This window comes from Shewanella sp. 5S214, assembly GCF_041439795.1.
Lineage (GTDB): Bacteria > Pseudomonadota > Gammaproteobacteria > Enterobacterales > Shewanellaceae > Shewanella > Shewanella vesiculosa.
Genome location: NZ_JBGOOV010000037.1, coordinates 1 through 20759, shown reverse-complemented (window position 1 = coordinate 20759; position 20759 = coordinate 1). Strand labels below are relative to the sequence as shown.

Genomic DNA, 20759 nt, shown 5'->3' with positions numbered 1-20759 from the left:
TGCGTTATTGAACTCAAGTTAAAATGAGTAATTTTATGACGCTATTCAAATCAATTTCTTTTAAGTTAATCATGGCAGCCTTAGTCGCAGTCACCTTTTTAGTAGTGATCTTTGGGGTGTATGACTATTTTGCTCAAAGTGAAAAATTACGACACAAACAAGATGTGCAACTAGATTTAGTCGCCTCAAGATTACAGTTAAGCCTTCCTAGCGCAGTTTGGAATTACGATGAGCCTCAAATGGCTCGGATACTTGATTCAGAACAGCAGTCTGATGATGTTGCTTTTTTAACTTATCATAACGATAAAGGTGATCAGATAGCCCAATCCAAGGGGGAAATGAGTGCTAATTTTAGAACCATAAAATTGCAATATGTGGAAGATGAGACCGCTACTGAGATAGGTTCAGTCAAGTTATACATCGACGATACCAGTATTAAAGACGAGCTCGCAGAACTCGCCTTTAAAATAATTTTAAAAGGTCTATTGCTGGATATTTTTCTCGTCACAGCACTGTCTATTCTTTTTAGTAAGTTGATCACTCGGCCACTCACCCATGTCGCTAATGCCTTAGAAGATATCGCCAGTGGCGAAGGCAATTTAACCCGCAGGCTCAATGTCAGTCGTGAAGATGAAATTGGCAAGGTATCCAGTTCATTTAATCTATTTGTAGATAAAATTCAAATACTCGTGCAGTCAATTCAAGTCTCGGTTGATGATGTATTTCGAGCCGCGAGAAATGTACACACAGGTGCAGAAAGCAGTCGTGGTCATGTACACGACCAGCAATTAGAAACAGATCAAGTCGCAGCAGCAATCACACAAATGTCGGCCTCAGCCAAAGAAATCGCTACTAGCGTGCAACTATCAGCCGACTCTGCACTTCAAGCCAACATGGATGCTAAACAAGTATCTGACATTATTAATCATTCTATCGACTCTATTAATGATTTATCTAACCAATTGACGGAAGCCGCCGCTGTGGTCAACTCGCTAGATAAGGACGTAACAGACATAGTATCTATCTTAGATGTTATCCGCAGTATTGCAGAACAAACAAACTTACTGGCATTAAACGCCGCGATTGAAGCTGCGAGAGCTGGGGAACAAGGCCGTGGCTTTGCGGTTGTGGCCGATGAAGTACGCGCCCTTGCTAGCCGTACCCAACAAAGTACAGCTGAAATTCAAACTGGCATCAATAAGTTGCAATCCGGTGCTAAGTCAGCCGTTAAAGTCATGCTTGATAGTCAGAGTAAAAGTGAGGCTTCAGTTGTTAATGCCCAAAGTTCGGGAACAGCCATTAATAGAATTTTAACGTCCACTGAACAAATTACCGATATGGCGACACATATCGCAACAGCAGTAGAGCAACAAAGTACCGTGGCAGAAGACTTAACCCACAATATCAATCGTATTGTCTCATCTGGTCAGGACAACCTTACGCTGCTCAGTGAAATGAATCAAAACTCTGAAGATTTAGAGTCGACATCACGGGACTTAAAACAACTCACTAACCAGTTTAAGGCATAATATTAAACCTTATCAATCAGCGATAATTATTGAGTCGATACTGAGTGATAATGATGGTGTAATTAAGAGCATTTGGTGTTGCCGTAGCCAAATCAATTGAGACATCAATTGAGTTGGCTACGGCATTTTTGCTTAATAAGCATTTGAGTTAACAATAATTAACAACGATGTTTATCAAAAAATCAGCTGCGAACCTTAATATATTGTTGCTTCTACTTTATGGTTTCCCGTGAATTTTAGTTCCTACTCCACAACGAATATACGATGCAAACTTCGGTACTCCCTTTATATAATCATTTTCAAACCAATCGCTATTGAAACCACAGCGTTATTCATTTTCAATCATAGATCTATTTACATTACGACCACCAAAAGCGTTACCCCATATGCGATTTAAGCGGTTTTACCATTTTTCATGGAGTCAACTTTAGCCTAATCCTACGGTTTTCATTACAATGGGCTGAATACCGACTTTGAAGTAACCTAAAGATGGCAAAACCGAATAAAAAAGGCCCTTCACGTACCGTTGATATCTTCTGCGCTAAATGTAAAACCCAACTGTTTAAATATCGTAAGGGAGGTAAAGGTGCCTTAGTCAAATGCTTCAAAGAACGAATCGTTGAAGATAGCACTAAAGTTCCCTGCACTTGCCCAGAGTGCGGCCAGATATTTGCCCGTGATACCTTAATAAGAGGCGCGCCAGCATTTAAAATGATAGGCGGTAAAGTCACTTTCAAATAGCCTCATCGCATTCTCATCAATATCATAAGCATCAACTGCACTAATTCAGACGGATGCATTAGGATCTTAGTATCAGTTTTAATCATCCGACATGCCAAAGGCTTATCTCTAAAGCTAAGCACAACCCCGATGTGTACAATTAACACCTGTTGAACCTTAGGGTTTGTTACCCTTTAGATATTTGCAGCATTTGCCCCAACAATGAGTACAAGCATCTTATTGGTATCACTTTACTGATCGCTCAACCCAATCTTAATCATATAATAAGACGGCAATGAATCAGCTTTCCTGGCTACAAAATAAGTCATCCACTTACCTAGCCAATAATGTTTGGTTTTATTAGCCTTTGCGATTATTTGCGAACTGGATCGAGTTTTATAAGACAAAACTGCAACAACCTCATTTATTGTGCTAAATTTAGAATTCAGAGTTCTAAGTTTATCTTTTAAGAGGCGGCTATGGCCCATCGTTGGCAAATTGCAATTTCTGCGGGTTTATTAGCGGCTATTTGGGCTGGTGTTGCTGATGTGTTTCATCTGGTAACCTGGGTCGGGTTTCTCGGTTGCAGTACTTTCTTCGCTCAAACTGAATCGGGCGCTAAAGGCATGATAATGGCGATGATGACCAATCTTTCCGGCGTATTCTGGGGATGGTTAATTATTGCCGGTAGCGGTGTTTTGGGGTCGCCCGTAATAAGCTATGCATTAACGGGAATTGTTACTGCGCTTATGTGCTTACAAGCCAGTAATAAAAACTTTGCTTTTATTCCCGGCACATTTATTGGCTGTTGTATTACGTTTGCCCTAAATGCAGACATCGCAGCCATTATTCCACCGCTCGTTATAGGCGCTGTACTCGGTTACAGCATGAGCTTACTCACGAGCTTATTGATAACGTTAACGGATAAAACAGCTGAATCGTTAAAAGACAAAACCATAGAAGAAATCTAAATACAAAGCAGATTAATTATAAAATAGCTCGCCTGTTGACTCATATGTGCCAATTACAATGGCCAATATGATCAATGATTAGCGAGCACAGCTCTGTCGTAAAAGCGACGCTACGCCTTGTTAGTTTGTCTTAGTCTCAAGTAACTCTTGTAATGCCGTTTCTTGATTAATTAGCCCAAGCGAGTAATTACCAGAAATACTTGATACGCCGCCCACATAAGCTGCATTGGCAAGCTCAGCAGTTAAGCGAACAAAATACGTTTTATTGGCTTGAGCATCAAAAGAGATTTGCAATCCACCGGCACGCCAATTGGACATAATCCCTCCTTCTTTAACTGCAATTATCACGCTACCAGGATTAAGATCCAAAACATGGTAGCCTCCGTTGCTGATATTGAAACTGTCGATACCATTTAGCTGTATTGTCGGAGCTGCTGCGCCATCCAACATGGCCCAAGGACGATAGAAATATACTTTAGCTTTATTTGCCTCGGGCGCTTGCGTTTGAGTAAATTTAGGGCCGGTGGCACTACAAGCGGTAAGCGATGCAATCATAACTAGCGAACAAATAAATTTCTTCAACATCGACTACGCTCCTTCTCACCTCAAATTAACGCTCGCATCTGCGACACAGTGTGGCAGGATCCGGCTACCTGCATTTGTTAGCAATATTCACTATTTAAATTCTATAGGTATACTTACACAGCTTAATAAAAATTAGTTTAGTTCATATCAATCTACGATCCAGCTTATGTCATAGTGTGGAAATTCAGGAACAGCTTCAGACGCTCTTTCTTTAGATGAAAGCACTGCAAAATGGCCACGTCTATTCAGAGCCGCACAACCGGTTTCCCAATTCGCACACCAGATGCCAAGAGCAACAGCGGCGTAATACCGTGAACTGATAGAAGTGCAGAAATCAAAGCGAATGAGTTTTTCTTCACCATTAATTTGCTCTGTTACGGCAGCAGAGCGGGTAGTCTGTCCATTGTATGAAGACGGTGACCACTGACAAACCTCATAGCAACGTCCATAATCACAATAGGGATTGGATTTAGTATCCAGCGGCGTCTCGAATGACGGATCGGCAAAAAACAGTTCCGATAACGGTAAACGTTTATGCATTAACTTATTAAACAAACGAATAAATAATGGCTTATACATAGAATCATAGCCGATTGCACACACACAAATAACATGATCTTTTGTTGGGTCGATCTTATTACCGAGGTGCTGCAGAATGCTTTTATTATCAGCGCCAGGTCCTATCCAACAAGTTGCAATTCCCATACGTGTTGCTTGAATAACAATTTTTTGCAAACTTCGACCGACATCTATTATTGATAAGCGATCATATTCGCGTGGAGCAATGGCAACTAAAAATTCGTGTGCACCAACCACTGGCCAAACCGTTAATGCGGCTTTGATATATTCAAACCGAATGGTTTTTTGCCCAAGTAATTGACTTGGTTGACTATGAAACTGAACCGTCTTAAGTAATTCAGCATAATGTTCCGTCGTTAAATTGCGAGACTGAAATGAACGGCATGATTTACGAGATCGCATCAGATCAAATACATCAAGATGGTGTTTATTGGCAGGTACCTTTTCAGTAGGATGGAGTCCATATTTAACCATAACAATGGTGCCAAACAGCGCGATACTCAACAATGTCGCCAGACCAAGCGGCAACCAAAACAACAAAGCTTGCCAATGCCCAATAATCCAGCCAACCCCAGCAATCAGTAGCAATACCAATATCCATATTGCATGGATAATATATTGTAACCAACCACTAAATTGAAGCCTTAACTTTAGCTTCCATATCGCACTATCTTCAAAGGACCATTGTTTTTCTAATGGCATATAGCTCTCCCATACACTTAAAATGCGCTTGAACACATGTAGACATTAACTTAAGGAGCCACTATCGCTCTGTGTGACTGACTAACGCCTAACACATTGCTCTGCCGCACAAAATAATTGGCAATTTTTACCAATACCCTGGAGTACAAAAGGTAACAACGGTTTTGTATGAGTAGCAGTAACGTCTTATATGCCTAATTCTTGATAGAGGCTGTTTTTTTAAAACCAACCGTCTTTCGAAGATATCTGTCCATTTAAACCACATTTTCACCGCGGGACAACATTTTTAATTCCTCACTTTGGTGCATTTCGAATAACAAATCATGAACGCCTGAGTCAACCACATCGGTTACCCTTTGTTTCATTAGATATTTTTCTATGGGTTCAGATAATTTTTTATTTGAACTTTTTATAACGGCTCAATAACAATGACCAATTTCTATGTCCAAGTATCGATTTAACGTCATTAATTGGTGGATAGAGCAATTTGCTGAATATATCTAATTTATTCATAAGTGATTGGCTCTCTTTTACCTATAACGCCGCCAAAGCGCAAAGCGTTAACCGTCCGACTTAAGTCGCTTGTATCGCCAAACGACTCTCAACGTCACTTAAACACGCTTTAACACCCAATCAAATAACAATAAACAGCAATGTCATCCAGCTTTATTCCACGTTGGCTTGGTTACTGGCATGGATATAGTACAGCGCGATAGCTAAGCAGATAACCGCCGCTATTCGACTTGGCGAAAACACTATCGCGTCATTGCCGAACCAGCCGAAATTATCGATTAACATGCTCATTAACAGTTGCCCAAAAATAACGGCTACGGTTGCTACCGCAGTACCAATTTTTTGCACCGCAAACACCATGATAACTATGTATGGTACGCCGCACATGGCGCCCAGCAACTGCCATTTAGGTACCTCTAGCAAAGTTAACGAATGCGCAGGTTCAAAATAAAAAATAAGCAGACCCGTCACCAAGGCGCCTAACGAAAAGGTTAAAAAGGCACAACGAAATACGCCGACTTTACTGCCAAGTTGTCCATTAATTGCCGCTTGAATACTCAATGTTGCGCCACCGATGACCGCCAACATAATCATAATAAATGTCATTACTCCCCCCCTTAACCCTGTGCCATTAAAATAAGTGCTGCTACGATAAATCCCAGTGCGATAAGCCGTTTTCGATCAATTGGCCGCGGTTGACTGGCAAATAAGCCAAAGTGATCGATAATCAGACTCTTCGACACTTGGCCGGTTAAAATCCCTATCATAGTCATGGCGATACCGATTGCTGGCGCAGTAATGGTTAAAATCACAACGTATATTGGCCCTAATATTCCGCCAAGCAGTGTCCAAGAAGGCTGGGAAAAAAATGACGGACTATTTCTTGGGCTGAAAAAAAGCATCAAAATAAAGGTTAACGCCGCACCTACCCCAAATATGCTAAAGGTTGCCCATAGCTCACCCACTTCAGCACCTAACGGACCTAATAACCCTGCTTCAACGGATAATCCCATCCCGCCGAGCACCACAAGTAAAATCAACATCAACTGCATAACTGAACCCCTAATCATAAAGGGCGCATCATAACCTAGTGCTTTAACGCGAAAAATGGGATAATCCAACAAACACCTTTGCAGGAATTGCACAGATGAACGATGCAAGCTCAATCAATATCAGAGCGTTAAAGTTTTTTATCGAAGTTTATGAAAGTAAGAGTTTCTCAATTGTTGCACGCCGTGAAGGTGTCTCGCCGTCTATGATATCAAGAGTGATTCAGCAGCTTGAAGAGTCACTAGGACAGCAGCTGTTTTACCGCAATACCCGCGCAATTATCCCAACTGAAGCAGGCAGGATTTTTAACGATTACGCCCGCTCGATGACTGAGCAATTAAATGAAGTTCGCAATGAGCTGCAAGATAGGGCGACTGAGCCAAAAGGTTTAATAAGAATTAATGCACCCGTTTTCTTCGGCCAGAAACACATAGCCCCTTGGTTGGCAGGCTTTTTAACTCAATATCCAAAGGTGCAAGTTGAGCTCATTCAAACCGACGATTTCATCAATCCGCATATTGACGCCGCAGATGTGATCTTTCGAATCGGCTCACTTGCTGACTCAACACTTCATGCCCGAGTACTTGGAGTACAGCGCTACCATTTGGTCGCCTCTCCGGCATATTTAATCAAGCACGGCACCCCCGAAAAACCTAGCGATCTCACTCGCCATCACTGCCTAGTGTATAGCGGTTATTCTGGGCAAAATCGCTGGTTATTCAAAAGCAACGCAACCACTTGGCTTCACCAAGCCGTAACGCCGACACTGGTATCGAACAATGCCGAGTCATTACTTATCTCAGCGTTAAATGATAGCGGGCTGGTATTATTCCCTAATTGGTTAATCGGCAACCATTTAAACAATGGCACACTGGTGTCACTGCTCAACGACTATCAACCGACAATTAAAACTGGGCCGCAGAATATTACCGCTATTTATCCTAATGCGCGTCGCCCACCGTTAAACGTTAGGGTGCTGATTGATTACTTTATTGATGTTTATGGCACACCAGCCTATTGGGAATATCAAACTTAAAGTTATTTTGAGCAATCACTTCAAGCATGAGGCAACACAGTTACTTGCTTGCTGTGAACATGTCAGTTCGCCATAGAATATTGGGAATAGTGAAACCATACTTGAGGAAGGTATAAGCACGTTTTTCTTGCAGGTAAATTTCACCACTGGGATGTTTGAAGATGATCTTAAAAGTTTACTTTTATGTTTAGCAATCGCCTCCTCAGGATATGTGCAAGCACTTGATTAAATGTTTATTCGAGTGGGTTTTAATGATGATCCTGATTAACGGTTAACTTATTTTGGAAAACATGTCAGGATTTGAAACAATTAGAATATGAAACCTGAACTAGTTATAACTGCATCCATAACCGGGCTATTGCAAGCTAATTCAACGCAGTTAACAAGGCAAAAGACTATTTAAGAGACGTTTGCGATACCGAGTTCAGGTTATGTAATATTCTTATTAGCAGTGCACTTACTTTTTACCTTTGCTACACCCCATTACACCGATAACTTAACTTAACACTATAATATCTAGATAAAAATCGATTTTAAGTGTAGTGAAAACTGTACCGATAGCAGTTAGCATTAAACTCAATGAAAAATAGTGACTCTTTGATTTTTAAAATATGTTAAATCAAACACTGATAAGTTATAGGGTTTAAAAGCACACACTATAAAGCCTGCCAACGCCTTAAGAAGAACAATACTTTTGCAATTTGTTAGATTTTTTGTGCGATAACGGCATACCTATGCCAAGACTGATGCTCTCCATCAGGACCAACACCCAAACTTTTGTGTTCAGTATAAGACTCTATTCTATAGCCTCGAAACAAATTGATAATTTCACTTTCTGATACTACGAGCACATCCGGCCAATAGGCCTCCTTGTTATAATTAGGGCCAGCCATTGTATCTTCGCACCCGACAAACGAACCAACGAATATCCCACCAGGCAGTAATGAGCGAGTAATCTTGTGCCATACTTCATCGAACTTATTTTCAGGACAAAAACACAGACTTGAGTCAGCCACTATGAGTGAAGCTGAGGGGTATGTGAAAGCATCAAACGTACTTTGTGATAACCAAACGTTTTTGTCACTACCAAACCGCCTTTTACAGCGTTCAATAGCTTCTGATTCTATATCAAAAGCATGCACTTGAAACTGCTTAGATCGAAGGAACGCAATATCGCTTCCTGAACCACAGCCACAATCAATCGCTATCTTACGGTCACCAACTAATTCTATCGCTCGCTTAAGATCATCTCTAGTTTGCCGATTTTCTGTTGCTTTGAAGTACGTAGATATTTCTTTGGAAGGCATTCAATGGCTCCGAGTGTAATCTAACGCCCAATAATGGGGCAGCTAATCGTTTGTTAACACGCTGTACGAAATGAACCAAGCAAACTGTAACAGCCCCACTTGAATTGCCTATTAGCGTGTATTTATCAGAATATTCAGTAACTCTTCAACATAGAAGTAATCTTTTTGCTGCTGAGTTAGCTTAATGAATGTTTTTGCCTTTGGCGCATACAAATGAACATCTACAGTGTCAGCACTATAATAGCCTCTAGAGTTCGTTATTTTACCTTTGTATTTGATGGAATAAACCATAAAGGTTCCAGCCTCTGGCGTTTCTTCTTTACAAAATAACACCTCAGCATCTTGGATAATTGCACCTTCAGTGCAATCGTCACCTTTCCAATGTCCCTCAAGCGCCAAGCAAAGGTTGATGTTTCAAACTATGGTACTTCAATGCCATTTGGAGACAATGGCCTAGAGGCCCTTCTTTGATAGCAGCATCCAGAGGAACCACAATCGCACGTTTACCCTCATATGCGAATTCATCTCGATATATCTCCCTGAAGGTTTCAATCAATCGAGTCTGGCAATGGAAATATACCTTTATAGAATCAGGATCTTTTGGCTTCCAGTCCATTCGAATCGTCGTGCCGCCTTTTACAAGATAGCTGGCCTCGCCCCACTTAAGCGTTTCTTCAACAGCACCCAAGTCGTTTTCTTCCGCAACGGCAAGAATGAGATGACGAATGGCGTTAAGCAGTCTTTGCGCTTCAGCGGGGTAAGTCGCAAATTTTGCCTGTATTTCTGCTTTCACTGGGCCTCCAATTGCAACACACGTAACGCCGCGTTAAGCGGTGAGCAACGCGACGACCTAAACTAAACATTGCACCTTAAACACCAAACTCAACTTGAGCTGAAACCACCAAGCATAGGGAATCAGTCTTGAACACTTTTTAAATTACAATAACTTGAAGAAGTAGACCGTTGCTTCCAACTCCCCTGTAGAGCTACGAGCAAATTGAGGGATTTGACCTGCCTCGGTGTAACCAATTGAACGATATAACGAAGAAGCTACGTCGCCTAACCGAGTATCTAACACAAGTAGTGACAAGCCCATTTCAGATGCAGCACTTTCCATTAGCGACATCAGCTTTTTGCTCACGCCTTTACCTCTAGCCCTCGTATCAACCATGAGTTTTTCAACTTCTCCTCTATGTGCACCATTAGCTTTAGCACAAAGAGATAATTGAACTGCGCCAATGACATTATCATTGTCATAGGCTAAAAACAGCTTTCGAGTACCCGACTCAAGTTCTGTTTCAACAGACTCCCAATATGATTTCACTTCTTGGTCATTGATTGGTGTTAAGAAACCGACAGATGCACCACTCACGATACAATCAGCAAGTAACGAATGTAATTGCTCAACTAAACCCGATATCGAACTGACTTGTTTTATTTCCACAAAACTATCCTTGTATTTAACGCCCTAATAATGAGCACAAAATTGATGACTAAAATAAGCGAAGCACGAGCAATAGTCAGCTGTTTTTAGTACTTTGCAATGACTTAATATATGCTCGTTTCGATCGCAGTCAACGATTCGCATAATCATCCTTGAGCATATAACGCCAACGTAATTGGTGCGAGTTTACGAGCGTCCTAATTGACGCACCTGTTAAATTAAAATAATCACTGCCAATATTGCTAGGGCATTGCTCGTGAGATAATGTCTTCAAGCAACCTCCCCATACTTATGTATAGATTTGATGGTTTCTCTGCGGAGATTCTTAATGACGATAATTCACTGCTGTTGATCCATTGCCCTGCCTTAATAACCGCAATGGGTGCAGCGAGTGCTTGCAAATCATCTAAAGGGTTCTCTTTTAGCACAACCAAATCAGCTACCTTGCCAATCTCTATAGAACCGTATTTATCGTCAACTCCCAATGCGGTTGCCGCATTGATAGTCGCAGCCCGTAAGACCTTTATTGGCGATATTCCCGCTTTCACCATCAGTTCAATTTCAAGGTGGGTTGATAACCCTGGTGGCATATATAAGGTTCCGCCATCAGAGCCTAACAATAATGTCACCTCTTGTTTATCCAGCTCCCTAACGATGTCAAAAAGAAACTGCTCCTCTTTGCTATTCCAGTCCGCTTGTTCCTGCGATGCTCCTAGCCATCTTTTAACGCCAAACTCAGCATTAATTATGCGATAAAGAGGATTTAAGGTGTTCAACGGCAGGCTATCGACAAACGCGGCTTTGTCTTGGCTTAATTTGGTCAAGTGATGGAATGTCGCCAATGTCGGAGTAACAGTCGGATTAATCGCCTTTAATTGGCTCACCCAAATGGCCATGCTGTTTTGATCAAATGAAAAATTAAGCGGGCCTTGAAAAATATCTTCTACATGCTCCAGAGATTGCAAGCCACTGTTAGATTGCAATCCAAGCCCATCTATCGGGTTAGGGCCATGCTTGGCTATGGGGAAATCCAACCGTCTGGCTTCATCCGTGATGGCTTCAAAAACCTCCTTATCTAAGTAGCCATAGGCTTTGATAAAATCATATCCATCATCTTTATATTTTCTAACCAGTTCACGTGCTTTTGCTGGTGATATCACTACCTGCTGAAGAGCATGGGCATATCTTTCACCGTCTAAAACGGGGGATGACGTATACAAATTGCTGCCGAGCCAATCACCTCTGTTTAACTCACTTTTCCATCTAAGGTGCATGGGTAACCCTCTCATATTCCTCACAGAGGTAACGCCATATGCGAGGTACAGGGCTAGGTATTTTCTGTCATGCAGATGAACGTGCATATCAAACAGGCCGGGTACGACGTATTCGCCGTGCAAATCGATCACCCGAGCATCTCGACTTTGGCTAGATGTTTTTTCTCCAATAGAAACGATCCGGCCTTTGGAAAGGTAAATTCGTTGATTTCTTATTATTTTACCGGTTAATACATCAATGTAATTTGCATTGTCGAGCACAATATCTTCCGTATTATCAACGGTGTGCAAATCGTTAGGCATTTCATAAATTGATATTGGGATGGCGAGTAATATCAGAGCGAGTACACATAACAGCGATAGGATTGTATATTTCAGCAAGTTAATGAAAATCTTCATATTAATAAGCCAATTTGTAAACTTGGATTTAACGCCCGCAGAAAACGGGCGAGTTTTTGATGACGATGGATAGCTGACCTTAGCATCTCACTGTAATACAACATCTTTCAATTGCGTGATTTCAATTTTTTATCTTTATATGAGCTCAAAGCTTTATTTACATAAGAGTTTATCTTGGGTTGGTTTGCTGAATTTTCATCCAACAAATCAATTCTTAGCTACTAAGAGCCAGATTATGCAAAAATTGCCACTACTTAATCGCATTTCTTAACCATGGACCAATAAAGTTGGCAGCATTCAATATTATTGAAAAATGATTTTCTTTATCCACTATTTCTATTTTCTTGCGAGCATCTTTACCACTGTATTTCTCTGCGAACATAGTGACTTTTAATGGATCAAACGCCTCATCTTGCCTTCCTATCCATAAGCCAAATTGGTGTATATCAGATAATTGAGAGTCAGGTGAATGAGGGGTCACAGCGTTCGACATATTAACAGTGTTAAACGGGACAATTTCAGGGTTATCTCTTAACACAGAGTCTGGAAAATTGAATTTTACTGCTTTTGAATGACCGAAAAATAAACCACCGCTCATCGTATTGATGACAAAGTCAGAGGTTGTTACTGTAGAAAACTCGAAGCGTTTATTCTCACCAGCATCGTAATTAGTTTCTGAACGATAACCAAAATATGGCGCTAGAAATACATAGCCATCAATCTCAGCTCTTTGATCCCAACTAGAATAATTTAGCGCTAAACCAGCACCACTTGAGTGACCACCAACAAATAGAGGAAGATTTGGATATTTATCACGAGCAACGTTAACCATTGTATTAATGTCTAACCACACTTGTTCAACCTGTGGAGTATCACCTCGATTTCCGCCAGATCCTCCATGACCTCGTATGTCTGGCATATATACAGCGATATTAAAATTATCACGTAAACCCGTACCGATGTGATTGTAGCTAAGGCCGCTATGAGCCCCTGCGCCATGATAAAAGATTAACATTGCTTGGGGCTGTTTTGGCAGATAAGCACGATAGGCCAAGGAAACATCATCACTTGCCTGTACATAATTAATAGGCTGTAATGGCTTTTTAGGGGCATTTTTAATCTCAACAAGTGAGAAAAACTCATTAGTACTTTGCTCATCAGAGCTAGCGTGCACATTATTTACAAGAAAAGTAAATAACAGTGTTATCAAAGCCTTCATCGCTATGGGGGTAAAGTTCATTAATTAATAGTTCCTTAAATAAAACCTTTTCAAAGTGAGAATTTTCTATTCGCTCAACCATAAAGTGCATAGCCGATTTGCACAACTAACGTCGCGATATAACGTCGCTGTAATTTGCGACTTAACACGCTGAGTAAAGCCGTCAATTATTTTGAGCTAATGTATGCTCACAAAAATGACGACCTCATCGACTAAAAAGCCTTATGAATAAACAATCTGGGCTTCAAATATAACCACCGGCATGATTATCACCAGACTAATGAAAATGATTACTCTCCGATGAAGCGACCGGACCGGTTCTCCTGATAATGAGCTCCGGTCTGATTAATCGTGGCAATTCTTCGCTCTAAAAGCGATCTTGCAAAACCAAGGTGCCGCACATATCAACACCGCTAGACGTCCAACAGATTTCGACATGCTCTGCTTCGCTGCTGAGTAAGCCCCTAATTTCATCAAAGTTAATTTCATTGATTTGATTGCCGTTTATGTTGGTAACCACATCGCCTAGGGCAATCTTGAGTGCCTTTAGGCCAGCGGTCTCCCCTAAACCCTTTACTAATCCGCCATTTCTATGCGGCTCTAGTTGCAAACCACTTCGGTCAATAAAGGTTTGAGGGGTAAACTGTATATTCTTTTTCAGAGCTAAGTAGCCATTTTCATAATTGAAAACCACATCAAAATTTCGCAGCAGACCACTACCAATTAAGCCAATACCATTGTCGTCTTCGAAGTCAGGTAGATCATGCACTGCGATATTTTCAAAGCTTGTGCCTGCTATTTGAAAATAATTAATCCGGCTAGTTTTTACCGTATGTTCGCCATTAAAATTCTTGGTATTACTTTCGAAGTAGGAAGATGGAAAATTAAAGTCGGTCGCAAGTAACGAATTAATGTATAGATAATCGGGAGCGCCAGTATCTACAACTAAATCATAATGGGCTGGCTGCCCTTGCTGGTTGGGTATTGCACCAGAAATGTAAGGGATTCGGCCATGAATAGCCATGGGTAACTTTACCCACTCAGTTGATGTTAAAGCGGTCGAACTATCTTTAATAAAGGTAACCGTTTTGTCTGCATAATTGATACGAGTCATGTATCGATTGAGAATATCAAACCCAATAGCACCATCAAAGTAAGCTTCATCATAAGAGCCAAATAAAGGAGATTGATCGATGGGGACCTGAATAATTGTCATTTCCGATAACGTTATCTGACCGATAGTAATCTCCGCATCGTTGACTACATTAACTTTCCGACCTTGCAGATCTATTTGCATCTCAAATGACAGTGGCTGATCTTTGGTTTTTTCAGTTTCAAACAACACCGTCGCTGCGGCCCCTGAGTCGAGCGCAAAGCGCAAATCCTGCTGGCCGTTTAAGGCTATATTTATGATAACGTGACCATCATGCCATTCAAATGGTACGGTGAAACTGCTATCTGCCCCATGCCAGTCTTGCTTGGCAAATTGATTACCGCTTTGCAAGTTAATCAGCCCAGTGGCACCGCAACCAGCGAGTAAAATGATTACCAAGTGTAAGAAGGATAGCTTTGCAATGTGCTTTGAACCTTTAAATTTCATTTTGATGACTCTCTAATAAATACATATCAACTGTGATATCAAATATTACGAGAAGCCATGGGCATTTTATAGAACGATATTGCGGCGATTGAGGCTATAAATACGCCGGTAAAATCGCAATATCGTTCTATAAGTTCCAGGTTTATCAACTATGCTTGGCCTACACTAAACCAATACAAATTGAAGTCGTTATGAATCGAAAATTAAATATCTCAGATTGCTTCGATATGTTTTCAGACACCTTTACCCCAAAAGTACTTTTAGATGTTAACGATTCTAGGATTATGCTGGTCAAAATTATAGGCGATAAGATACCTTGGCACTGCCACGCTAACGAAGACGAGTTACTTTGGGTAATGAAAGGAAATATCGTCGTGCACACTCGAACCGAGTCAGTGCATCTCTGCTCTGGAGAATTGTACATGGTAGCGAAAGGGATAGAGCACAAAGTGACTACAAATGAATTGGCCCAAGTGTTGTTGATTGAATCAAAGTCATTTAAGCATACTGGTGAGACTGAAAGCGATATAACTCAAGACGCTTTTGAATATTTGCTAGAAAATAATATCGCCACCCCCTCATCATGATATATTCAATCATCGGAACTAAAGTACGTTAACACTATGACGACCCCAAAATTGAGCACATGGTTCAACACTGCTGTAGGCGACAAACCTCGTATTGAGGTGAATTTGGTTGGCTTTACTTTTGCTCCGCATCGACATGATACTTATACTCTGGCATTAACAACCACTGGCGTACAGTGCTTTAATTACCGAGGAAGCCTGCGCTATTCTTTGCCCGGTGAAGTCGTTGTTTTACATCCTGATGAATTACATGACGGGTTAGCGGGAACAGATGCTCCTTTCGGTTATCGAGCCATTAACATTGATCCTGTCGACGTACAAAATATTTTGCAAGGGCATCATTTGCCATTTTTACCTAATGGCGTGACAGGCAAACCCTGTTTAGTCGATATTGCACAGAGATTCTTGACTGAGTTCCAACGGCCACTAGAGCCGTTAGAATACCAAGACCTTATCTATGATTTTGCCATGGCCTTACAAAAAGAAACCACAATACATCACAAGCATACGACAGCCAATTATCAGGCTATTCAGATGGCCAGGGAATATATCGATGACTCGCTAGATAATGACATAACATTGGATCAGTTAGCCACGATTACAGGCTACAGTAAATGGCAAATCACTCGAGATTTCAGATCATTGTTTGGCACCAGCCCTTATCGATACTTAACCTTAAGACGTCTTGAAAAAGCCAAGTCACTTATGTCGCAAGGAATACCCATTGCGCAAGTTGCGCAAGATTGTTTTTTTTCAGATCAAAGCCACTTTACTCGCCAATTCAAGAAAAGCTTTGGTACAACGCCAAATATGTGGAATAAGTTGAACGAAAGTCCCCAGCGATAAGCGCAGTTAACATAGCATTTTTGTAAATAACGTCGATATCTGCTTTATTTTTGCACCACCAAGTCCAAAATCAGGACTTTCACTGTGGCATGCTAAACGCTGAACATTTTCAAACAAATGATAAAACCTTCACGGACCGAAATTGGGGCCTGGTATGAGATCAGCTATTGTTTAAAGTGCCACAATACATACAAAGCTGGATCAACGACTTTACTATAGCCAATGCCTATCAAGGATGTATCGCCTATTTTGAGCAAAGTGACCATATTGCATGTTTTGATTTCTAAGAGCACGGCGATTTGACAGCTAAATGACAGACGAAGTAGATGAATTTGTTGATTGGTTTTAATTTGACTGCAAAAGCAGTCAAATAAGCTAGGCTCGCCGATTGACTGACGCCAGGCTCATATGTGTTAGCATTACTCTTTAATACGCCAACCTTTTGATTTTATACATGAAGCGTTTGCGCTAAAAAAAGATAAAAGTTGAACACTCGCAAAAGCTATTTCAGGCTCTTCTGAGTTTTCAGTTAATGTTGTACTCCTAATGCCTTGCCTAGCTTCTAACGCACATTCACTAGCTTCTTTTCGAAACAGTTCGTTGTCAGCTGACATCTCACCGTATTCGTTATGAACGACAATTGGTGGAGTCGTTGAGCAAGAGCAAATCATAGACAGTATAAAAGCTAAAGATAGTATTCTTGTTTTTATAATCATAACTTTTCATCAAATCCTTGTAATGATAACGCCTATTTAAAGGACTAATAATTGTTTGCTAAAATGTACAGCAAAGCGGTATCGAGCAAAACGTTACGAGTCATGCTTTAAATTCTTGTTAGCTGTAACTTTACACCCATACATCATTTTCGGCTGTTAGCTCACTACCTGCATCACCAGTGTTAACAACACCTTTAGGTTCAACAATCATTATTTTACATTCACTGTTAGCAACTGGTTTATGTTCTACACCTTTAGGGATTACAAACATTTCTCCGGAGTTTAGAGTTACTAGACCATCACGGAACTCTATATTAAGGATACCTTCCAAAACGATGAATACTTCATCAGTATCAGGGTGATCATGCCAAATAAATTCGCCTTCAACTTTCACTAATTTGAATTGGTAATCATTCATTTCTGCAACAACACGAGGAGACCAGTGTTCAGTAAATTTCGAGAACTTATCTTTAAAATTTATAGCATCAAACTTCATTTTTACTCCATACATTCATTTACTGATAACGCTGCAATAAGAGGCGACTGAAGTGAAGCGTAAGGAGTCCGGCAGCGATAGCGGCGAACAACATGCGCTTGTTAGTGCTTTGTTGAATAGTATTGATAGATACCTCCGCCTAATAACGAAAAAACTGCCAAAGCTGCTGGAACTTTCATTGATGCTAAGCCACAAGTGGAAAAATCTATACTAGGGCCTAGAAAAATCACATACACAACAAGGAGGATATATGTTGTGATGGCGAAAAACCCGGCAAACCACCATTTTTTTACGCTAGAAATTTTAACGCAGATGTAGCCCGCTATCATGATTAAAACCGGCTGTATGATATTTGCCAAATAACTATCAATGGCTGATTTTTCCTCACTCCAATAGTGCAGCGAAATAAGGACATGAGCCAATGCGAGCACACCAAAGAATAGAGTGGCTATAAATACTGCAATTATGTTTTTCATATAGTATTGAGCACTAACGCCGAAAGCATGTGCGCGTAAGCGTCGCATGGCTTGACTTGTTAGGTTTCATTTTACACTTATCTGGTTTATTTTTAAGGCTTCTTTAAACGATGTACAAATAGCCTCAAAATCCTGAGGTTTTAAATAATCCTTAGCTATGTATGCGTGACCATCGTAGCCATACTTTATAATTAAATTATTAGGAATACCGTGCCGACCTTCTGCAAAGTACACCTCTCTAATCTGGGAGAATTTAAGCTCTATCACTTTTAAGGAGTCGCCCAGCTCAGGAAAGGTTATTGATTTATCATTAATAGTGATTACACGTTTCTGACCCCGTAACTTAAAGTAGGTTTTAAAAGAAAACTGAGCTAACCACGAAAATAGGAATATAAATACAGCATAAAGAGAATACCCAAGTACCGACCAAAAAGTGACATTAACGGTAGGTAGCCCAAAGGTATATAAAACATAGCCGATCAAAGAAATAGAAAATACTCCAAAGAATAAATTCTGATTATTTCCGATATAGTAATACTGACTGATGCTCATAAAAACCTAACGCCCAAATAACAGGCTAAGTAATGGTTGGCTAAAATTGTGTAGCGAAGCGAAACGTAGCCAACTGTTACGTGTCCTTGTTGATTTTCTTGATACTCATTGAGCCTCCTCACTAGCAAGCCGCATCAGCGGTATGCTTAAGGTGACTAAACCAACAGGAGAAAGCTCAATGAGATTTTATAATAACTCACATCCATACTACTGTGGTATCGATTTACATGCACGCTTACTTTATGTCTGCATCATTGATTCTAAAGGGGAAGTTGTTGTTCATAAAAAGATAGGTGCCAGCAAAGATGACTTATTACTCATACTCGAACCTTATATCGGTAATGTGATTGTCGGCGTTGAGTGCATGCATTGTTGGTATTGGGTGTCAGACTGGTGTGCTGAACTGGGCATTGATTTCATCTTAGGCCATGCGATGTATATGAAGGCCATTCACGGCGGTAAAACCAAAAATGATAAAGTCGATTCCTTTAAAATTGCCTCATTACTGCGTGGTGGTAACTTTCCGATAGCTTATGATTATCCAAGTGAAATGCGCGCTGCACGCGACTTGTTACGTCGCCGAATGAAAATTGTCCGTCACGGTGCCATGCTCAAAGGTCATGTGTTTAACACCAACAGCCAATACAACTTACCCGCGACTGAGTTAAATCTTAAAAACATCAGGCAGCGATAAGATCGCATTAAGAGAGCCTCTATATGTGTTTGCATGCTTTGATTTCTAAGAGCACGATGATTTGACAGCTAAATGACAGACGAAGTAGATGAATTTGTTGATTGATTTGAATTTGACTGCAAGAGCAGTCAAATAAGTTAAGCTCGCCTATTGACTGGCGGAAGGCTCATATGTGTTAGGTTAAATTATTCGTTGGATTCGTTATATTTTCGTTTTAAATATTTGATACTTGCGTTTAGCTCTTTAATTTCTGATTGAGATGTTTCCATCACATTTAGCATTTGCTTAACTCGCTTCGAGATTAAGAATATGAATACAGGAACCATAATCCAAAGGATGGCTAATACTAAATAGAACAATACTCCGAATACACCAAAACTATTTCCAATAACTTCCATTTTAAAATTCTCCATTTAACCTAACGCCTCGCTTAACCGGCGCAAAATAGCAGGCTAGAATTAGCGACGAAGGAGCACAAGCCTGCTGTTTTGCGTCCTTTGGTTGAAGCGTTTGTTATGTGACTTAACCAGAGTATTTAACTTCTTTTTTATGCTCAATCCCACGGTCATCTATTGCGACCATGAAATGAGCACTATCAGCAGGCCAAATAAACTCTAAACTATTCAACAAGTTTAAATCGACATTTTGATTTTCAAGATGACGACTAAGTCCATCAGCCCAATACCTAATAGATTTCTTAATTCTATCAGTACAGAGATGATTTGGTTCAAACTTTCCATTTAGCCAGTTGATAACAATTTCGTGACCTTGGCTATGTATAGCTGCTAACTCATAGAATACATAATCGTCATCTACATAGTTTTCATCGCTAATGAAGCTATGTCCGAAATTATGAATGGCCGATTTTATATTTTTATACTTCATGAGCTACGAGTCACATAACGCTGAGTGCAGCGGCAGTTTTTGTAGTGGCGTTTTGTGCTAGCGTAGCGACCAGCACTAAAAAAGCCACGGAAAAAACTGTCCGACTGGCACGTATTGTTAGCTCTTTTAGTAACGATTAACAAAATTTTCTACCCAATTACTTTCTTCTTTTTGGGGATAGTTTAAATACTCATCTATATCAGATTTCATACTTTTAAATATTGCTTCGCCTTCGCTAAGACTACCCATATATGTAGTATGAAAAAATGAGCAATAGACCCCAACGGTAATTGAAAACGGTGCAATATCACCACCTTTCTCCAGTGTGACCCTAGCCCCTAGCGAGTGCTCATCATCGCTGATAATTGCTCCGCCCTCACTCCCTCGGCTACCTATGCTATTTTTACTTTCCGACCACATTTCGATTTCTCAATGGAGCTAATGCCTCAATAAGAGGCTAAAAATTGTTGGCTAAAATCAGCAAGGCACGAGCACGGCCAACTGTTTTTAGTCCTGCTTTATTGACTTGATACTCATTGAGCCTCCTCCCTAGCAAGCCGCATCAGCGGTATGCTTAAG

At 40.5% G+C, this 20759-nt stretch carries 24 protein-coding genes and 1 pseudogene; 7 read left to right on the top strand and 18 right to left on the bottom strand.

The features are described from left to right. Positions 1-35 precede the first annotated feature (35 nt). The 3 genes from ACED29_RS19150 (at position 36) to ACED29_RS19140 (ending at position 3220) form a co-directional block, all read left to right on the top strand. Positions 36-1529 carry a methyl-accepting chemotaxis protein gene (locus ACED29_RS19150; protein WP_165870052.1) on the top strand — a complete coding sequence of 498 codons (1494 nt, stop codon included), beginning with the start codon at positions 36-38 and terminating at the stop codon, positions 1527-1529. A 489-nt stretch (positions 1530-2018) separates the two neighbouring features. Continuing rightward, positions 2019-2270, top strand: coding sequence for a hypothetical protein (locus ACED29_RS19145; RefSeq protein ID WP_124015389.1), 252 nt, complete (start codon positions 2019-2021; stop codon positions 2268-2270). A gap of 458 nt (positions 2271-2728) precedes the next feature. Continuing rightward, positions 2729-3220: a DUF1097 domain-containing protein gene (locus ACED29_RS19140; RefSeq protein WP_124015388.1), complete on the top strand. Its 492-nt coding sequence runs from the start codon at positions 2729-2731 to the stop codon at positions 3218-3220. 120 nt (positions 3221-3340) lie between these two features. Here the strand turns inward: ACED29_RS19140 and ACED29_RS19135 are convergent, their stop codons facing one another. From ACED29_RS19135 to ACED29_RS19120, 4 genes are all read right to left on the bottom strand, one after another. Beyond that, a complete protein-coding gene (locus ACED29_RS19135) occupies positions 3341-3805 on the bottom strand; it encodes a DUF2846 domain-containing protein (protein WP_371698430.1) in 465 nt (154 codons plus the stop codon). Between the two features lie 147 nt (positions 3806-3952). Beyond that, the gene (locus ACED29_RS19130) at positions 3953-5086 is read right to left on the bottom strand and encodes a nitroreductase family protein (RefSeq protein WP_371698428.1); all 1134 of its coding nucleotides are present in this window, start codon (positions 5084-5086) and stop codon (positions 3953-3955) included. A 666-nt stretch (positions 5087-5752) separates the two neighbouring features. Further along, on the bottom strand, positions 5753-6205 hold the full coding sequence (locus ACED29_RS19125; protein ID WP_124015385.1) for a DMT family transporter: 453 nt from the start codon (positions 6203-6205) through the stop codon (positions 5753-5755). 11 nt (positions 6206-6216) lie between these two features. After that, positions 6217-6651 carry a DMT family transporter gene (locus ACED29_RS19120; RefSeq protein ID WP_182697620.1) on the bottom strand — a complete coding sequence of 145 codons (435 nt, stop codon included), beginning with the start codon at positions 6649-6651 and terminating at the stop codon, positions 6217-6219. A gap of 95 nt (positions 6652-6746) precedes the next feature. Between ACED29_RS19120 and ACED29_RS19115 the strand changes: the two genes are divergently transcribed. Continuing rightward, the gene (locus ACED29_RS19115) at positions 6747-7685 is read left to right on the top strand and encodes a LysR family transcriptional regulator (protein ID WP_182755211.1); all 939 of its coding nucleotides are present in this window, start codon (positions 6747-6749) and stop codon (positions 7683-7685) included. 704 nt (positions 7686-8389) lie between these two features. Here the strand turns inward: ACED29_RS19115 and ACED29_RS19110 are convergent. The 7 genes from ACED29_RS19110 to ACED29_RS19080 all read right to left on the bottom strand — a co-directional run bounded on the left by ACED29_RS19110 (position 8390) and on the right by ACED29_RS19080 (position 14928). Then, complete coding sequence (locus tag ACED29_RS19110; protein ID WP_124015381.1) at positions 8390-8992, bottom strand: class I SAM-dependent methyltransferase; 603 nt, start codon at positions 8990-8992, stop codon at positions 8390-8392. Between the two features lie 111 nt (positions 8993-9103). Beyond that, positions 9104-9391 (bottom strand): hypothetical protein, encoded by a 288-nt coding sequence (locus ACED29_RS19105; protein ID WP_182755215.1) that lies wholly within the window; start codon positions 9389-9391, stop codon positions 9104-9106. After that, positions 9381-9785, bottom strand: coding sequence for a DUF1801 domain-containing protein (locus ACED29_RS19100; protein ID WP_371698426.1), 405 nt, complete (start codon positions 9783-9785; stop codon positions 9381-9383). Before ACED29_RS19100 ends, ACED29_RS19105 begins: the two co-directional genes overlap by 11 nt. 144 nt (positions 9786-9929) lie before the next feature. Continuing rightward, positions 9930-10436, bottom strand: coding sequence for a GNAT family N-acetyltransferase (locus ACED29_RS19095; RefSeq protein ID WP_182722586.1), 507 nt, complete (start codon positions 10434-10436; stop codon positions 9930-9932). Between the two features lie 242 nt (positions 10437-10678). Continuing rightward, a complete protein-coding gene (locus tag ACED29_RS19090; RefSeq protein ID WP_371698425.1) occupies positions 10679-12109 on the bottom strand; it encodes an amidohydrolase family protein in 1431 nt (476 codons plus the stop codon). Positions 12110-12359: 250 nt separating this feature from the next. After that, positions 12360-13349, bottom strand: coding sequence for an alpha/beta hydrolase (locus ACED29_RS19085; protein WP_371698423.1), 990 nt, complete (start codon positions 13347-13349; stop codon positions 12360-12362). 346 nt (positions 13350-13695) lie between these two features. Continuing rightward, positions 13696-14928, bottom strand: a complete 1233-nt coding sequence (locus tag ACED29_RS19080; RefSeq protein WP_371698422.1) for a hypothetical protein — start codon at positions 14926-14928, stop codon at positions 13696-13698. 191 nt (positions 14929-15119) lie between these two features. Between ACED29_RS19080 and ACED29_RS19075 the strand changes: the two genes are divergently transcribed. Next, the gene (locus ACED29_RS19075; protein WP_371698421.1) at positions 15120-15515 is read left to right on the top strand and encodes a cupin domain-containing protein; all 396 of its coding nucleotides are present in this window, start codon (positions 15120-15122) and stop codon (positions 15513-15515) included. A 36-nt stretch (positions 15516-15551) separates the two neighbouring features. Continuing rightward, entirely contained in the window at positions 15552-16361 is an 810-nt protein-coding gene (locus ACED29_RS19070) for an AraC family transcriptional regulator (protein ID WP_273058276.1), read from the top strand. Positions 16362-16780: 419 nt separating this feature from the next. Here the strand turns inward: ACED29_RS19070 and ACED29_RS19065 are convergent, their stop codons facing one another. The 4 genes from ACED29_RS19065 to ACED29_RS19050 all read right to left on the bottom strand — a co-directional run bounded on the left by ACED29_RS19065 (position 16781) and on the right by ACED29_RS19050 (position 18601). Further along, positions 16781-17077: a hypothetical protein gene (locus tag ACED29_RS19065; RefSeq protein WP_124015373.1), complete on the bottom strand. Its 297-nt coding sequence runs from the start codon at positions 17075-17077 to the stop codon at positions 16781-16783. A gap of 130 nt (positions 17078-17207) precedes the next feature. Further along, positions 17208-17573, bottom strand: a complete 366-nt coding sequence (locus ACED29_RS19060; RefSeq protein WP_182742675.1) for a cupin domain-containing protein — start codon at positions 17571-17573, stop codon at positions 17208-17210. 101 nt (positions 17574-17674) lie between these two features. After that, on the bottom strand, positions 17675-18097 hold the full coding sequence (locus ACED29_RS19055; RefSeq protein ID WP_371698420.1) for a hypothetical protein: 423 nt from the start codon (positions 18095-18097) through the stop codon (positions 17675-17677). Positions 18098-18115: 18 nt separating this feature from the next. Beyond that, entirely contained in the window at positions 18116-18601 is a 486-nt protein-coding gene (locus tag ACED29_RS19050; protein WP_371698418.1) for a hypothetical protein, read from the bottom strand. A gap of 178 nt (positions 18602-18779) precedes the next feature. Here ACED29_RS19050 and ACED29_RS19045 point away from each other — a divergent pair. After that, a pseudogene (locus tag ACED29_RS19045) lies at positions 18780-19292 on the top strand (transposase); the annotation flags it as partial. Between the two features lie 188 nt (positions 19293-19480). Here the strand turns inward: ACED29_RS19045 and ACED29_RS19040 are convergent. The 3 genes from ACED29_RS19040 to ACED29_RS19030 form a co-directional block, all read right to left on the bottom strand. Beyond that, the gene (locus ACED29_RS19040; RefSeq protein ID WP_371698416.1) at positions 19481-19693 is read right to left on the bottom strand and encodes a hypothetical protein; all 213 of its coding nucleotides are present in this window, start codon (positions 19691-19693) and stop codon (positions 19481-19483) included. Positions 19694-19817: 124 nt separating this feature from the next. Beyond that, positions 19818-20180, bottom strand: coding sequence for a hypothetical protein (locus ACED29_RS19035; protein ID WP_006083854.1), 363 nt, complete (start codon positions 20178-20180; stop codon positions 19818-19820). 126 nt (positions 20181-20306) lie between these two features. Next, entirely contained in the window at positions 20307-20600 is a 294-nt protein-coding gene (locus tag ACED29_RS19030) for a hypothetical protein (RefSeq protein ID WP_371698414.1), read from the bottom strand. Between the last annotated feature and the right edge of the window lie 159 nt (positions 20601-20759).

Excerpts from the sequence above, each read along its gene's own strand:
- ACED29_RS19150 (WP_165870052.1), top strand. The coding sequence starts at position 36 with ATGACGCTATTCAAATCAATTTCTTTTAAGTTAATCATGGCAGCCTTA.
- ACED29_RS19145 (WP_124015389.1), top strand. The coding sequence starts at position 2,019 with ATGGCAAAACCGAATAAAAAAGGCCCTTCACGTACCGTTGATATCTTC.
- ACED29_RS19140 (WP_124015388.1), top strand. The coding sequence starts at position 2,729 with ATGGCCCATCGTTGGCAAATTGCAATTTCTGCGGGTTTATTAGCGGCT.
- ACED29_RS19135 (WP_371698430.1), bottom strand. The coding sequence starts at position 3,805 with ATGTTGAAGAAATTTATTTGTTCGCTAGTTATGATTGCATCGCTTACC.
- ACED29_RS19130 (WP_371698428.1), bottom strand. The coding sequence starts at position 5,086 with ATGCCATTAGAAAAACAATGGTCCTTTGAAGATAGTGCGATATGGAAG.
- ACED29_RS19125 (WP_124015385.1), bottom strand. The coding sequence starts at position 6,205 with ATGACATTTATTATGATTATGTTGGCGGTCATCGGTGGCGCAACATTG.
- ACED29_RS19120 (WP_182697620.1), bottom strand. The coding sequence starts at position 6,651 with ATGCAGTTGATGTTGATTTTACTTGTGGTGCTCGGCGGGATGGGATTA.
- ACED29_RS19115 (WP_182755211.1), top strand. The coding sequence starts at position 6,747 with ATGAACGATGCAAGCTCAATCAATATCAGAGCGTTAAAGTTTTTTATC.
- ACED29_RS19110 (WP_124015381.1), bottom strand. The coding sequence starts at position 8,992 with ATGCCTTCCAAAGAAATATCTACGTACTTCAAAGCAACAGAAAATCGG.
- ACED29_RS19090 (WP_371698425.1), bottom strand. The coding sequence starts at position 12,109 with ATGAAGATTTTCATTAACTTGCTGAAATATACAATCCTATCGCTGTTA.
- ACED29_RS19085 (WP_371698423.1), bottom strand. The coding sequence starts at position 13,349 with ATGAACTTTACCCCCATAGCGATGAAGGCTTTGATAACACTGTTATTT.
- ACED29_RS19080 (WP_371698422.1), bottom strand. The coding sequence starts at position 14,928 with ATGAAATTTAAAGGTTCAAAGCACATTGCAAAGCTATCCTTCTTACAC.
- ACED29_RS19075 (WP_371698421.1), top strand. The coding sequence starts at position 15,120 with ATGAATCGAAAATTAAATATCTCAGATTGCTTCGATATGTTTTCAGAC.
- ACED29_RS19070 (WP_273058276.1), top strand. The coding sequence starts at position 15,552 with ATGACGACCCCAAAATTGAGCACATGGTTCAACACTGCTGTAGGCGAC.
- ACED29_RS19065 (WP_124015373.1), bottom strand. The coding sequence starts at position 17,077 with ATGATTATAAAAACAAGAATACTATCTTTAGCTTTTATACTGTCTATG.
- ACED29_RS19060 (WP_182742675.1), bottom strand. The coding sequence starts at position 17,573 with ATGAAGTTTGATGCTATAAATTTTAAAGATAAGTTCTCGAAATTTACT.
- ACED29_RS19055 (WP_371698420.1), bottom strand. The coding sequence starts at position 18,097 with ATGCGACGCTTACGCGCACATGCTTTCGGCGTTAGTGCTCAATACTAT.
- ACED29_RS19050 (WP_371698418.1), bottom strand. The coding sequence starts at position 18,601 with ATGAGCATCAGTCAGTATTACTATATCGGAAATAATCAGAATTTATTC.
- ACED29_RS19040 (WP_371698416.1), bottom strand. The coding sequence starts at position 19,693 with ATGGAAGTTATTGGAAATAGTTTTGGTGTATTCGGAGTATTGTTCTAT.
- ACED29_RS19035 (WP_006083854.1), bottom strand. The coding sequence starts at position 20,180 with ATGAAGTATAAAAATATAAAATCGGCCATTCATAATTTCGGACATAGC.
- ACED29_RS19030 (WP_371698414.1), bottom strand. The coding sequence starts at position 20,600 with ATGTGGTCGGAAAGTAAAAATAGCATAGGTAGCCGAGGGAGTGAGGGC.